The organism is Oceanicoccus sagamiensis (assembly GCF_002117105.1).
Taxonomy (GTDB): domain Bacteria; phylum Pseudomonadota; class Gammaproteobacteria; order Pseudomonadales; family Dasaniaceae; genus Oceanicoccus; species Oceanicoccus sagamiensis.
Map to the genome: position 1 here is coordinate 1,319,087 of NZ_CP019343.1, position 14,243 is coordinate 1,333,329.

Annotated in this window: 12 protein-coding genes; 2 read left to right on the top strand and 10 right to left on the bottom strand. The window is 48.6% G+C overall.

The window, feature by feature from the left end; all coding sequences use genetic code 11:
- Nucleotides 1–59: 59 nt before the first annotated feature.
- Nucleotides 60–1,700, top strand: coding sequence for a methyl-accepting chemotaxis protein (locus tag BST96_RS05950; protein ID WP_085757812.1), 1,641 nt, complete (start codon nucleotides 60–62; stop codon nucleotides 1,698–1,700).
- Between the two features lie 107 nt (nucleotides 1,701–1,807).
- On the opposite strand, the gene BST96_RS05955 is transcribed toward BST96_RS05950, so the two are convergent.
- The 3 genes from BST96_RS05955 to BST96_RS05965 form a co-directional block, all read right to left on the bottom strand.
- Nucleotides 1,808–2,482: a fumarylacetoacetate hydrolase family protein gene (locus BST96_RS05955; RefSeq protein WP_240554907.1), complete on the bottom strand. Its 675-nt coding sequence runs from the start codon at nucleotides 2,480–2,482 to the stop codon at nucleotides 1,808–1,810.
- Between the two features lie 2 nt (nucleotides 2,483–2,484).
- Nucleotides 2,485–3,576, bottom strand: a complete 1,092-nt coding sequence (locus BST96_RS05960; RefSeq protein ID WP_085757814.1) for an EAL domain-containing protein — start codon at nucleotides 3,574–3,576, stop codon at nucleotides 2,485–2,487.
- Between the two features lie 137 nt (nucleotides 3,577–3,713).
- Entirely contained in the window at nucleotides 3,714–5,120 is a 1,407-nt protein-coding gene (locus BST96_RS05965) for an FAD-binding oxidoreductase (protein WP_085757815.1), read from the bottom strand.
- A gap of 138 nt (nucleotides 5,121–5,258) precedes the next feature.
- On the opposite strand from BST96_RS05965, the gene serA reads away from it, so the two are divergent.
- Complete coding sequence (gene serA / locus BST96_RS05970) at nucleotides 5,259–6,488, top strand: phosphoglycerate dehydrogenase (RefSeq protein WP_085757816.1); 1,230 nt, start codon at nucleotides 5,259–5,261, stop codon at nucleotides 6,486–6,488.
- 62 nt (nucleotides 6,489–6,550) lie between these two features.
- Here serA and BST96_RS05975 read toward each other — a convergent pair whose 3' ends face one another.
- The 7 genes from BST96_RS05975 to tkt form a co-directional block, all read right to left on the bottom strand.
- Nucleotides 6,551–7,177: an AI-2E family transporter gene (locus tag BST96_RS05975; protein WP_169713924.1), complete on the bottom strand. Its 627-nt coding sequence runs from the start codon at nucleotides 7,175–7,177 to the stop codon at nucleotides 6,551–6,553.
- 5 nt (nucleotides 7,178–7,182) lie between these two features.
- The gene (locus tag BST96_RS05980; RefSeq protein WP_085757818.1) at nucleotides 7,183–7,620 is read right to left on the bottom strand and encodes an AI-2E family transporter; all 438 of its coding nucleotides are present in this window, start codon (nucleotides 7,618–7,620) and stop codon (nucleotides 7,183–7,185) included.
- A 129-nt stretch (nucleotides 7,621–7,749) separates the two neighbouring features.
- Nucleotides 7,750–8,691, bottom strand: a complete 942-nt coding sequence (locus tag BST96_RS05985) for an alpha/beta hydrolase (protein ID WP_085757819.1) — start codon at nucleotides 8,689–8,691, stop codon at nucleotides 7,750–7,752.
- 96 nt (nucleotides 8,692–8,787) lie between these two features.
- Nucleotides 8,788–9,852 carry a class II fructose-bisphosphate aldolase gene (fba, locus tag BST96_RS05990; protein WP_085757820.1) on the bottom strand — a complete coding sequence of 355 codons (1,065 nt, stop codon included), beginning with the start codon at nucleotides 9,850–9,852 and terminating at the stop codon, nucleotides 8,788–8,790.
- A gap of 51 nt (nucleotides 9,853–9,903) precedes the next feature.
- Nucleotides 9,904–11,073, bottom strand: a complete 1,170-nt coding sequence (locus BST96_RS05995) for a phosphoglycerate kinase (protein ID WP_085757821.1) — start codon at nucleotides 11,071–11,073, stop codon at nucleotides 9,904–9,906.
- A gap of 30 nt (nucleotides 11,074–11,103) precedes the next feature.
- A complete protein-coding gene (locus tag BST96_RS06000) occupies nucleotides 11,104–12,129 on the bottom strand; it encodes a type I glyceraldehyde-3-phosphate dehydrogenase (RefSeq protein WP_085757822.1) in 1,026 nt (341 codons plus the stop codon).
- A 3-nt stretch (nucleotides 12,130–12,132) separates the two neighbouring features.
- On the bottom strand, nucleotides 12,133–14,130 hold the full coding sequence (gene tkt, locus BST96_RS06005) for a transketolase (RefSeq protein WP_085757823.1): 1,998 nt from the start codon (nucleotides 14,128–14,130) through the stop codon (nucleotides 12,133–12,135).
- Nucleotides 14,131–14,243 lie beyond the last annotated feature (113 nt).

The window sequence follows — 14,243 nt, forward strand, 5'->3', positions numbered from 1 at the left end:
GTCAAAAGTGTTAAAGGGTATTGCAGCAGTTAATACAGAAATTAATGTAGGTACTTTTAATGAACAGTCTTAGTGTCGGTCAACGATTAGCCATCCTGATAGGTATCCCCCTATTGATTATTGTTGCGCTGGTAGTTTCATCACTCTCTTCTTTTTCTGTTATAAATCAAGGCGTTGGCCGGATTTATGATGACCGGGTAGTACCACTTACCCAACTTAAGGGGATGATGGACGGCTATACCACCATCATTAACGCCATCAATAAGGCAGACAATGGCCTGGTTAACCCAGACGAGGCCCTGCTGGAATTAGAGCAGGGCCAGAAGACCATTAAAGACAATTGGCTGCAATACACCAAGGGCGCGCTAAATGCCGATGAAAACAAAGCGGTTAAAGCCACTGAGGCGCTATTCCCCGATGCCGATAATATTATTATTGAGGCCGCCGGTATCCTGCAAGATATGGGCGATACGCTGCAATTTGATGAAGACGGCGACACCCTGATTACCGATTACAACGGCGATTTGTTTGAGTATGTCGACCCCATTGCCGAGCAGATTTCCACCCTGATTGAATTACAGCTAAAAATAGCCAAGCAGGAACGAACTGCTGCCCAACAGGTTTACGATGACTCCTTTAGCGTGTCCATTACTGTCGGTCTGGTGGCCATTATTATTATGGTCGCCTCCGGCGTTTTGGTGGGTCGCAGTATCTCTGGCCCATTAAATGAATTGCGCACCTTGATCGAACAGGTAGACCGCGATCAGGATCTTACCGTTAAGGTCTGCATTGAGCAGAATGATGAGATTGGCCAGGTGGCCAGCGCCTTCCAGCGGATGATGGATAAATTCCACGATATTATTGAAGATGTCGGTACTACAAGTAGCCAGTTGCAGGATTTTGCCAATACGCTATCCAATACCACTGAGCTGACCCGTGAAGGTGTCACCGTGCAAACCCGCGAAACCGACCAGGTTGCCACCGCAACCACGGAAATGACCAACGCGATTGAAGAAGTAAACCGCAACGCCCAGCAAGCCGCTGAAGCTGCCACGGAAGCCAACCGTGAAACCGATGAAGGTACCCAAATTCTGGAGCAGGCGATCCGCTCTATTAACAGCCTGTCTACCCGGATTAATAATGCCAGCGATGTGATTAACCGCGTCGCCAGTGATAGCTCGGCGATTGGCTCGGTACTGGATGTTATTCGTGGCATTGCAGAGCAAACCAACCTGTTAGCACTAAACGCGGCTATCGAAGCAGCCCGCGCCGGTGAACAGGGCCGAGGCTTTGCGGTTGTGGCTGATGAAGTTCGCTCACTGGCACAGCGTACGCAGGAGTCAACTCAGGAAATTCAGGAAATGATTGAACGCCTGCAAGGCGGCACCCAGGACGCGGTTAAGAATATGGCCGACGGCACTGAAGTGATGGACCGTACTGTGAGTGAAGCAGAAAAAGCCGGTGCATCGTTAATGGCTATTTCCGGTGCAGTTTCTATGATTACTGAAATGAACAGTCAGATTGCTACAGCCACCGATGAGCAAATGTCGGTATCTCAGGAAATTTCCCGTAACGTGGTGAACATTTCTGATGTAGCGAAAAGTTCTGAACATCAGGTTGAAGAAGTGGATCGGGCCAGTACTGAACTTAAAGAATCTGCCAGTCGTTTAGCCAGTATGGTCGGTGAGTTTACAACCTAGGCCTGAGTTAAATAGTAAAGTGACCATTAAAAAAGGGAGCGGCTGCTCCCTTTTTTAATGCCTGCCTCTTCAACACAGCAGATCAATGCCTCAGGCTTAGTCGTTTATCAATCAGCCAGCATAACCTGAGTATTTACCGTGATTAAATCACCCAGGCTTGCCACCAACTGATCGCCATGGTGCAAAGGCCCTACGCCTGCCGGTGTGCCGGTTAATACAACATCCCCGGGTAATAAGGTAAAACTTTGGCTAATCTCCTGAAGTAATACCCGTGTGCTAAACAACATATCGCGGGTATTACCACATTGCTTTAATTCGCCATTAATCGCTAGCTGGATATCGAGAGCTTGAAGGTCAACACCGTCAACGGCAACAAACGTAGATAAAGGGCAGGCGCCATCAAAGGCTTTTGCTCGCTCCCAGGGCTGACTTTTTTGTTTTAAGGTATCCTGAATATCCCGCAAGGTTAAATCCAAACCCAGGCCAATACCGGCAATGCCATGCGCTACTTGCTGTGCTGTTGCCGCTGTTAAGGGCTGGCCAATAAGCACCGCCATTTCCAACTCGTGGTGACAGGCACCCAGTCCATCTGGTATAGACACCGGCCGGTGCATAGAGACGGCCGCGGTTGCAGGTTTAATAAATAATAGGGGCTGGTCGGGGATAGGGTTATTGAGTTCTTTGGCATGGTCTGCATAGTTGCGACCAACACAAATAATTTTACCTAGCTGGTCCGTGCAATCTACAGCTGCAGCCAGTTGATGGCGATACAACGTAGCCACCCTTAGAACTCATGAGCATAGCGGGGCACATCAAATAAATAGCCCTGATAGTAATCAAAGCCAATGGTTTTACACACGTCATATTCTTCCTGCTGGCTCACACACTCCGCCAGGGTTTTTATCTCTAAACGCCGGGCTAAGTCGTGCAACTGTTTCACCAGTTCCAGTTTGGCAGGTTCTGCCTGGTGAATATTCTGCGTTAGCATCATATCGAATTTTAAGACATCAGGGGTGGCCTCAACCAACTCTAACAAGCGTGATTGGCCAACACCAAAATCGTCGTAGGCAATCAGTATATTCATGCTTTTTAACTCAGCCTTGATGGCTTTGATAGCCTCAACGTCGGTAATCGCCTGCTCGTGAATTTCCAGCAATACATTGGCCTTGGGGAATCGTTGTCGCATTAAACGAATAGAAGCCAATAACTCATCCGGGTTAATCAATTCATTGGGGTGAGTATTAATAAATAAAGGCCCTTTTAAACCCAACTCAGCGGCCTGCTCTACCCCCTTATTACGCATCAGCTCAGACAAGCGCACTTCAAGGCCAACACTTTCTGCTACTTGAAATAAAGCACCGGGGCTTTGCGGCAACAGGTCACTGGTTCCGCGGCCCAGAGATTCATAGCCATAGGCGCCACTGTTATCGTGGTAGACAATCGATTGAAACGCGGTGGTGATATGCTGGCTATCAATGATTTCTTCCAGCTCCTTGGCGCCATAGGGGAATTTGCTGCTGAGCTTATCGGCGGTAAACATTACGGTGCTTTCGCCCTGCTCTTCATCCCGGGATTTATTGGCCTGCATAAAGCGCATCTCAACATCGCCCAGGTGAATAATATCGCCATGGTTGATTGCGGTGGGGGTATTGATCAGCGTGTGGTTAACGAAGGTGCCGTTTTTACTGCCTAAATCTTCTATCAGAGCAGCGTCGCCATTTAGTGTGATTTGGGCATGGCGGCGGGACATGGCACTGGCAAAGACACTGAGGCCCAGACCGTCTTCACGGCCCATAACAAAGGGAGTTTCCTGCACCGGCTGGCGATGGATAAGACCATCCCCAGTAAAATAACCTTCCAGGTACCAAGACGACATTATATGCTCCTTAGCCTCTTTCTTATTGAATGCTAATTGATAAGAGTAGCACTATAACCACGGCGCACAAAGTTTTACTAGCCAGTCACTTGGGCCGCCCAATGTTAGCCACTGCCACCCCTGCGAGAGCGGCCGGTTTAATCAAAAATCTTACCGGGGTTCATCACACCATTGGGGTCAAACACCTGTTTAACCTGTTTCATCAGGGCAATTTCAGTCTCGCTGCGGGAATAGGGCAAAAAGGCTTTTTTGGTCATGCCTACCCCGTGTTCCGCCGAGACACTGCCGCGGTATTTTTCGACAATCTCAAACACCCATGTGCTAACAACATGGCACTGCTCAAAAAAGACGTCTTTGGCTACATGGTCAGGCTTAAGAATATTTAAATGTACATTGCCGTCACCGATATGGCCAAACCAAATAATTTCAAAATCGGGATATTCTTTATTCACCACCGCCTCCACTTCAGTTAGAAAGTCAGGGATTTTTGAGATCACGGTAGAGATATCATTCTTATAAGGAGTCCACTGGGAAATCGTTTCGGAAATATCTTCCCGCAGGCGCCATAGATTATTCAGCTGCTCAATACTTTGGCTCATCGTGCCATCTAATACCCAGCCCTCTTCCATACAGCGTTCAAATAACGTCATCGCCAGCGCTTCGGTTTCTTCGTTGTTATTTTCAAATTCTAATAAGGCATAAAATTCGGCTTCTGTTTCGAAGGGGCGCTGCAAGTCCTGATGGGCCACCACTTTTTGCAGGGCTTTTTCTGAGAAAAATTCAAAGGCAGTCAAATCCATTTCCGCCTGGAAAGTATTTAACACCTCCATAATGGCAGAAAATTCTGGCACACCTAAAACCAATGCTGTGAGATTGCCAGGTTGGCGAGATAAACGCATGGTGGCTTCAACCACAAAACCCAGGGTGCCCTCTGCCCCGATAAAAAGCTGGCGCAAATCATAACCGGCGTTGTTTTTCATTAGGCCACGGTTCAGGTCAACGATATCGCCATTGCCTGTCACCACTTTTAGACCGGCGACCCAATCCCGGGTCATACCGTATTTGATCACTTTAATACCTCCGGCATTGGTACTGATATTGCCACCAATCTGGCTGGAACCACTGGAGGCAAAATCCACCGGGTAGTAAAGCCCCTGCTCTTCAGCGTAAATTTGCAGCTGTTCGGTGATAACCCCAGCCTGACACACAACAGTGCGGTCTACCGGATCAAAGTCGGAGATTTGGCTCATATAGTCGAAGGCCACCACTACTTCACCGTTAGCCGCCACAGCACCCGCTGATAAGCCGGTACGGCCCCCCGATGGCACCAGGGCTATATGATGCTCATTGGCCAGCCTGACAATCGCCTGCACCTGTTCTATGGTCTTGGGGAATACAATAGCGCTGGGGCTTGGCGCATAGACCTTGGTCCAGTCTTTACCGAAGGTAGACCGTGATTCATCGTCTAAACGGACCTTATCGTCGCCGACAATCTGTTGCAGGGCATTCAGTACAGCCGCTGGCAGCGTGGGTATTTCGCTCATTTATAGACCTTATGAGGTGGCAGGTGGTAGCAGAAAAAGGCGGGTATGATACCATACGCGCCTTTTTGCAAAACATCCCTTTTTTCACTGATTATTAACCACCAGCAAAACTGCCGATTTCCTTAGGAGCCAGCCGCTATGGGCCAGACATCCCTCGATAAAAGTAAGATCAAGTTCCTATTATTGGAAGGCGTACACCAATCCGCGGTAGATACCCTGACAGCGGCAGGCTATACCAATATTGTCACCCACCCCAAGGCGCTGCCTGAAGAGCAGCTAAAAGCCGAGATTGCCGATGCGCATTTTGTCGGTATTCGCTCCCGTACCCAGATAACTGAAGACGTGCTTGAAAGTGCCAATAAGCTTATCGCTATTGGCTGCTTCTGTATTGGTACCAACCAGATTGACCTGAGCGCTGCTACCGAGAAAGGTATAGTTGTCTTTAATGCGCCCTTCTCTAACACTCGTAGTGTGGCGGAGCTGGTGATTGCCGAAGCGATATTGCTACTGCGCGGTGTCGCTGAAAAGAATGCCCTCGCCCATCGCGGTGTTTGGCAAAAATCTGCCAGCGGATCTTTTGAAATTCGCGGCAAACAGTTAGGCGTTATTGGTTACGGCAGTATTGGTATGCAGTTGGGCGTTATCGCCGAGTCTCTGGGTATGCAGGTAGTATTTTACGATGTCACTAGCAAGCTACCTCTCGGGAATGCCATGCAAGTCGCCAGCTTAAGCGAACTGTTAGCCAAATCCGATATCGTCAGCTTACATGTTCCAGAAACCGGCTCCACCAAAAATATGATTGGTGAGCAGGAATTGGCGCAAATTAAAAAAGATGCGATTTTAATTAACGCATCACGCGGCACTGTGATTGATATTGACGCACTGGCCGCTGCTTTAGAGTCCGGCCATCTTGCCGGTGCAGCGATTGACGTATTCCCCGTTGAACCAAAATCTAATGATGATGAATTTATTTCGCCATTAAGAAAATTCGATAATGTTTTCCTAACCCCACATATTGGCGGCAGCACCATGGAAGCTCAGGAAAATATTGGTTTGGAAGTCGCGGAAAAAATGGCCCGCTATAGTGATAACGGAACATCCACCTCTTCTGTTAACTTCCCTGAAGTTGCCCTACCCGCGCATACCGATATGCATCGACTGTTGCACACTCACCGCAATGTACCCGGCGTCATGTCCGCCATTAACCAGGTGTTTGCTGAAAATGAAATTAATATTCGTGCACAGTATCTGCAAACCACTAAAGATATTGGCTATGTGGTGATTGACATTGATGCTGAGTATAGTGAATTGGCGTTGAAGAAGCTGAATGCGATTGATGGCACTATACGGTGCCGGGTCTTGTTCTAACGCTCTCTATTGATACTGATAGAAACAGGTCACGACTTTCGCCGTGACCTCCAAGCTGTAATTCAAGGTTTATAATTGGGTGCACTGGCATCATCATCCAGCCACTCATTGTAAAGCTGATACGTCAGTGCCAAGAAGACAGCCCCCACGAACAAACCAATAATACCCGCGAAAATCATTCCACCAATTGCACCAATCAATATCACCAACATCGGTAACTCAACGCCACGGCCAAGTAACAATGGTTTTAACAACGCATCACTTGAACTCACCACAATACTGTAAACCAGAAACAAGGTTGCTACCCACGAAGGCTCTACAGAATAAACATAGGCCGCTACCGGGCCAAGAATAATAATCGGGGGCAGCTGAACCGTGGCCACCAGTAATACCAGTACTGCCCAGAGGCCCACACCCGGTACACCGACAGCCATCATACCGATGGTGGATAACAGGGTTTGAATAAGTGCCGTACCCAGTACGCCTTTGGCAACGCTTTGGATAGTAGCCCCTAAAGAATCAACAATAGCCGCCCCCTTAAAGGGAAACAAACGATGCGCTAAACGATAGAGGCTATCTCTGGTGCCCTCTGCCTTATACAAGAGAACACCGGAAATAATGGTAGCCACAACAAACATGACCACCGACTTACCCGTCGAGGCAGCAACAGCCAGCAAGGTTTTACTCACCTCGGTTAGCTGTAGTTTATTTTTCGACAGAAAACCCTCAAGATTTGAAGAAATAGAACTCCAGCTTGCATAGACCTTCTCACCGACAATCGGCCACTGTGCGACACTGTCGGAAGGCGGGGGATTTTTAAATCACCCTCGGCCAATTTATCGCTAATTGTTTGGGTGGTATCAATTAGTGAATCCGTTAGCAAAGAAACGGGGATAATCAAAATAGCCAAGCCCACCAAGGTAATCAGTACCGACGATCGCTTTTTATTGTCACCCAGTCTGGCCGTGAGTGACTTGTGTAATGGGTATAGTGCTGTAGCGATAATCCCTGCCCATAACACCAATACGATAAAGGGCTTAACAATTTGTAGGCTGACATACAGTATAAAGATAAGAAGCCCTACACTGATGGCTGCCTGAATCACCTCTTTTTGGAAATTATTTTGCTCCATGAAAACGCCCTTTTAGTGATTATTTAATCGAGATAGGTATTAACCGTGTCAACAACAGTATAGATTAAAGTCTAAAATCTGCTCAGCTGGGCCCGCTTTTACGCCAAATATAAAAAGTCTAAGGGCTTTTTACCCACCATAAACATCAAAATAGATATCCATCGCCGAGAACATAGTCTGCAGACTATCCTCCGTTTCATTAGCAAGGTGATGCTTGGCGTTTTTTAAATAGAAGGTTTTTCTGTCGGGGAATTTTTTCTGGATTAACGTCAGGTTATAGGGCCAATCAACCGTAGTATCTTCCTTGCCCTGTATCACCAAGGGTTTTGCCTGGCTAACTCCACTGGCTAAAAAGTGGGGTATCCACTTTCTTAACGCACTGACCCACTGCAACGGCAATACTGGTGACTGCAATGGATCTTTGTTTTTGACGAAGTCCAGAAATTTATGGTCGTGACTACTATCCAGATAATTTCTTTTTATTTGCTTTAAAAACAACTTTGCGACGCTATGAACCAGTTTTGACACCAACCAGCCACGGGGGCGAACCAGCGGTGCCAGCAAAACGGTCTTGGGTAGAATTTTATTACCCCCGGCGATTAAAAAATCCATCAGTATCGCAGAGCCGGTACTTTGCCCGATGGCTTTCCAGGGACGCGGTGCCACATCTTTAAAGAACACCAGAATATTGGCCAATACGATTTGATAGTCATTAAAACTATCAATGCTGGCCTGTGTTCCTGCCGACAAGCCATGGCCCGGCAAGTCATAGATAACCACTGAGAAATTTCTCTTTAAACAGTAATCTATAATATGGCGATATAAGCCAGCATGATCATAAAAACCATGGACGATAAAACAGGTTTCGACGGCGAGTCTATTTTCAAAATAGTGGGCAACAATATCAAAGCGATCACAGGCAATATGACCGAAGTGGTGAACAATATGATCGTTATTTTCTTCGAAGTTGATGCCGTAGAATCGAAAGTAATCTCGCTCTGCATCGCTGGTAGCGGGAGGCCTTGTAGGGTCAAGGCTTTTTATATTGGCGACCAGGGCATCTAGGTTCATAGTGTATTCATACCGCCTGGCCGTAGGGTGGATTGTAATCCACCAAAACCATTGTGGTGGAGATGGTGGATTTTAATCCACCCTACGCGGGGTTGTTTATTTTATTTTGGCGTCCAAAGCACCGCTTTCGTATTGCTTGAACATATCTTCCAGATTAATGGGTTTGATTTTGTCCGCATTACCCGCAGTACCAAAGGCTTCGTAGCGATCTTTAACGATGGCTTTCATTTCGTTAATGGTTTGCTGCAAATATTTACGTGGGTCAAACTCTGATTTGTTCTGTGCCATAAAGCGACGGATAGCACCGGTTGAAGCTAAACGTAAATCGGTATCGATATTGATTTTGCGAACACCATGCTTGATGCCCTCAGCAATCTGCTCAACGGGTACACCGTAAGTTTCAGGGATCTCGCCACCAAATTCATTAATAATCGCCAACCACTCTTGCGGCACCGAAGACGAGCCGTGCATAACCAGATGAGTACCGGGGATGCGCGAGTGAATATCTTTAATGCGGTCTATTGCCAGAATGTCGCCTGTCGGTGGGCGAGTAAATTTGTAAGCGCCGTGGCTGGTACCGCAAGCGATAGCCAATGCATCGACCTGAGTTTTTTGAACAAAGTCTGCGGCTTCTTCCGGATCAGTTAACATCTGATCGTGGGACAACGTGCCTTCTGCACCGACACCATCCTCTTCTCCGGCCTGACCTGTTTCCAGTGAACCTAAGCAACCTAATTCACCTTCAACGGAAACACCACAGGCGTGGGCCATATCGACGGTACGACGGGTAACATCGATATTATATTCATAGCTCGACGGAGTTTTGCCATCGGCTTCCAGTGAACCATCCATCATCACGGATGAAAAACCTAACTGGATAGAACGCTGACAGACGGAAGGGCTGGTGCCGTGATCCTGATGCATAACCACCGGAATTTCCGGAAACTCTTCAATCGCCGCTAAGATCATATGGCGCAAAAATGGCGCACCGGCATATTTACGGGCACCGGCGGAGGCTTGCATAATTACCGGGCTATTGGTTTCGCGGGCCGCTTCCATAATGGCGCGGGTCTGCTCAAGGTTGTTTACATTAAAGGCGGGCACGCCGTAATCATATTCGGCAGCGTGATCCAGTAATTGACGCATGGATACTAGTGGCATTGTCTCGTTCCTTTTATATTTACTATTTTAAATGTGTGTTTTTTTCAATAACTATTCTGCTGCGCGGGCTTCAAGCACCGCAACGGCGGGTAATATTTTTCCTTCAACATATTCAAGAAAGGCACCGCCACCTGTTGAGATATAGGACACTTTATCGGCAATCGCGTATTTGTCGATGGCGGCAAGCGTATCGCCTCCTCCGGCAAGGGAAAAACCATCGCTATCGGCAATCGCTTCGCTCAGTGCCTGGGTGCCGCTGGCAAATTGGTCAAACTCAAAAACACCTACCGGGCCATTCCACAGAATGGTTTTAGCATTTTTCAGTATATCCGCAATCTGTGCTGCGCTATCGGGACCGATATCAAAAATCATATCATCTTCGGCCACAGCATCCGCCGCCTTTATCTCGGCCGCCGCCGTCTCAGAAAATTCTTTGCCGGTAACGACATCAGTAGGCACAGGGATATGGGTTTTGGCCATGAGTTTTTTAGCATTATCAATCAAGTCATGTTCGCACAGGGATTTACCAACGGGCTTACCGCTGGCGGCTAAAAAGGTATTAGCAATGCCACCACCAACCACCAACTGATCGACCACATCGGACAGGGTTTCTAATACCGTTAACTTGGTAGACACTTTTGAGCCACCCACAATAGCCACCATCGGGCGCTCAGGTTTGGCTAAAGCTTGTGCCAGTGCATCCAGTTCGCCAGCCAGTAATGGACCGGCACAGGCAACCGGGGCAAATTTAGCCACACCATGGGTTGATGCTTGAGCGCGGTGTGCGGTACCAAAGGCATCCATTACAAAAATATCGCAAAGGGCGGCATAGGCTTTGGATAAGTCTTCGCTGTCTTTTTTCTCACCGGGATTAAAACGTACATTTTCTAACAGAGCGAGTTCACCATCGGCCAGTTCAACACCGTTTTGCCACTCGCTAATCACTGGCACCTTGCGGCCTAGTAATTGGCCCAGATGGTCGGCTACCGGCTGCATAGAATATTGCTGTTCAAACTCACCTTCCGTAGGACGGCCAAGATGCGACATCACAATCACTTTGGCACCGGCATTAAGGGCGTGTTCGATACTGGGTAAGGCCGCACGAATACGAGCATCACTGCTCACGGCACCGTCTTTAAGGGGGACGTTTAAATCTTCACGGATTAATACTCGCTTTCCCGCAAGATCCAGATCGACCATTTTTATTACACTACTGGACATCGACTTCACTCTCTCCTGATGGTATTTATTCTAATTATCTCGCAGCCAATGGGAGGCTACATCTAGCATACGGTTGGCATAAGCCCATTCATTATCAAACCAAACCAGTACATTAATCATTTTACCGCTAACCCGGGTTTGACCGGCATCCACGATACCCGAGCGGGCATCGTGATTATAATCGCAAGAGGCCAAAGGTTCATCGCTATAACCAAGGATGCCTATTAAGTCACCCTGCGAAGCCTCACGCAACGCATTATTCACAGTTTCAATACTGGCATTCGCGGCCACCACGATAGACAGCTCCATAGCCGAGACATTAATGGTCGGCACCCTTAAGGCACGCGCCTCAAACTTACCTTCCATGGCGGGAATAATTCTACCAATGCCAGCGGCCAAGCCGGTATCTACCGGAATAATTGACTGCCCGGCGGCACGGGTTTTACGCAGGTCCGTATGATGATAGGCATCAATCACGGGCTGGTCGTTCATCGCCGAATGAATGGTGGTAATCACCCCGGACTCAATAGCAAAGGCTTTGTCCAATACCGCAATAACAGGCGTAATACAGTTACTGGTACAGGAAGCGGCCGAAAGAATCTGCTGCGCTTCCGTCACGGCCTGTTGGTTCAGGCCCATCACGATAGGCTTGATCGGCGCCATGCCCGGCTGTGATAACAGCACCTTGTTGGCACCCGCTGCCAGATGGGTTTTTAATTCTGTTTCCAGCGCATAATGCCCGGTACATTCCAATACCAGATCAGGCTCTTGCTCTGACCAATCAAGCGCCTCAAGGCTATCGTGATGACTGACAGCAATGTTATCGCCATTAATCAGCAAGCTGTTTTCACCGGTAGCAACCGTAGCGGGAAAACGCCCATGGGTACTATCGTATTTAGTCAGATGAGCGATGGTGGCCAGGTCTGCTGGCTCGTTGATTGCAACCACTTGCATCGCAGGGTGATGGCCCGATTCGTAAAGGGCGCGTAATACGCAGCGCCCAATTCGACCATAGCCATTGATCGCGATACGAATCACATCACCACGCTCGGCCATCAATTAACCCAGTGCGTCTTCAACCGCTTCAACCACGGCATCAACAGTAAAGCCAAAGTGTTCCATCAAGTCTTTGATGGGGGCGGATTCACCAAAGGTTTCCATACCGACAATGCGACCATCAAGGCCAACATATTTGTACCAGAAATCTTTATGGCCCGCTTCAACAGCAACCCGTGGTAACACATTACTAGGCAGCACTGATTCTCTATAGACAACGTCCTGGCGATCAAACACTGAGGTAGAAGGCATAGATACCACACGAATTTTGCGACCCTGTTCTGCCAATACGGCTTTAGCATCCAACGCTAGCTGCACTTCAGAACCGGTAGCAATAATGATGGCATCGGGGTCAGTGTCGCAATCGCTAAGGATATAAGCACCGCGAGCCACATTGGCCAACTGTTCTTCGTCACGAGTCTGGTGAGCCAGCCCCTGACGAGAAAAGATTAACGCGGCTGGGCCGTCATTACGTTCAAGCGCTGCCTTCCAACATACCGCAGATTCAACTGCATCACAGGGGCGCCAGGTATCCAGATTAGGTGTAGAACGCAATGACGTCAGCTGCTCAACCGGCTGGTGAGTTGGGCCATCTTCACCCAGACCAATCGAGTCATGGGTATAAACAAAAATGCTGCGCTGCTGCATTAATGCCGCCATACGGACAGCATTGCGAGCGTACTCCATAAACATCAGGAAGGTGGCACCGTAAGGAATAAAACCACCGTGCAAAGCAATACCGTTCATCATCGCCGACATACCAAACTCACGTACGCCGTAGAATAAGTAGTTGCCGGAAGCATCGTCGGCAGTCACGCCTTTTGAGCCACCCCAGATAGTTAAGTTAGAGCCGGCTAAATCCGCAGAACCACCCAGCATTTCTGGTAGCAAGGGGCCGTAGGCGTTTAAGGTATTCTGCGAGGCCTTACGTGAGGCAACCGAAACACCATCCGCTTGTAACTCACGGATATAGGCATCTGCTTGCTCGGCAAAGTTTTCTGGTAAATCACCACTGAGACGACGGGCAAACTCTACCGCCAGGTCAGGGTGGGCTTCAGCATAGGCATCAAAGCGCTCATTCCACTGCTGCTCCAGTTGCGCACCTTTATCTTTGGCGCTCCAACCGGCATAAACATCACTCGGCACAAAGAATGGAGGATGTGACCAGCCTAAAGTCTCTCTCACCAGATCAATCTCATCAGCACCTAAGGGCGCGCCGTGGCAATCTTCTTTGCCCTGCTTATTCGGTGAACCTTTACCAATAATCGTTTTACAGCAAATCATCGTAGGCTTGCCGGTTTCGGCGCGGGCTTCTTCTATTGCTGCTTTTATAGCATCGGCATCATGGCCATCGATGGCAGGGATAACATGCCAGCCATAAGCGTCAAAACGCTTGGGAGTATCATCGGTAAACCAACCTTCAACTTCACCATCGATAGAGATACCGTTGTCATCGTAGAAGCAGATTAATTTACCAAGCCCCAGCGTCCCGGCCAGTGAACAGGCCTCATGGGAAATACCTTCCATTAAGCAGCCATCGCCCAAAAAGGTATAGGTGTAGTGATCAACTACTTCGTGGCCATCGCGGTTAAACTGTGCCGCCAGAATCTTCTCGGCAGCAGCCATACCTACAGCATTAGTAATACCCTGCCCTAATGGGCCTGTGGTGGTTTCAATGCCCGGCGCATAACCATATTCCGGGTGACCCGGTGTTTTTGAGTGCATCTGGCGGAAGTTCTGTAACTCTTCCATCGGCAGCTCATAGCCGCTCAAATGTAGCAGCGAATAAATCAACATCGAACCATGGCCATTGGACAGCACAAAGCGGTCTCTATCGGCCCAGTTGGGGTTGGCAGGGTTATGCTGCAGATAATCATTCCATAGAACTTCAGCAATATCGGCCATACCCATAGGGGCACCGGGGTGGCCACTATTGGCCTGTTGAACGGCGTCCATACTAAGGGCGCGGATGGCGTTAGCTAATTCGCTACGAGAGGGCATCTATTAAGACTCCTAAAGAGGGGCTGGGGAAAAAGGCGGTATTTTCCCCTACCCGCGAGCTAACGGCAATCGCTTAGGGCAAAAAATCCTTGGAAAGCCACTAATCATGGGCA

Coding starts and splice junctions, on each gene's coding strand:
- BST96_RS05950 (WP_085757812.1), top strand. CDS start 60: ATGAACAGTCTTAGTGTCGGTCAACGATTAGCCATCCTGATAGGTATC.
- BST96_RS05960 (WP_085757814.1), bottom strand. CDS start 3,576: ATGTCGTCTTGGTACCTGGAAGGTTATTTTACTGGGGATGGTCTTATC.
- BST96_RS05965 (WP_085757815.1), bottom strand. CDS start 5,120: ATGAGCGAAATACCCACGCTGCCAGCGGCTGTACTGAATGCCCTGCAA.
- serA (WP_085757816.1), top strand. CDS start 5,259: ATGGGCCAGACATCCCTCGATAAAAGTAAGATCAAGTTCCTATTATTG.
- BST96_RS05980 (WP_085757818.1), bottom strand. CDS start 7,620: ATGGAGCAAAATAATTTCCAAAAAGAGGTGATTCAGGCAGCCATCAGT.
- BST96_RS05985 (WP_085757819.1), bottom strand. CDS start 8,691: ATGAACCTAGATGCCCTGGTCGCCAATATAAAAAGCCTTGACCCTACA.
- fba (WP_085757820.1), bottom strand. CDS start 9,852: ATGCCACTAGTATCCATGCGTCAATTACTGGATCACGCTGCCGAATAT.
- BST96_RS05995 (WP_085757821.1), bottom strand. CDS start 11,073: ATGTCCAGTAGTGTAATAAAAATGGTCGATCTGGATCTTGCGGGAAAG.
- BST96_RS06000 (WP_085757822.1), bottom strand. CDS start 12,129: ATGGCCGAGCGTGGTGATGTGATTCGTATCGCGATCAATGGCTATGGT.
- tkt (WP_085757823.1), bottom strand. CDS start 14,130: ATGCCCTCTCGTAGCGAATTAGCTAACGCCATCCGCGCCCTTAGTATG.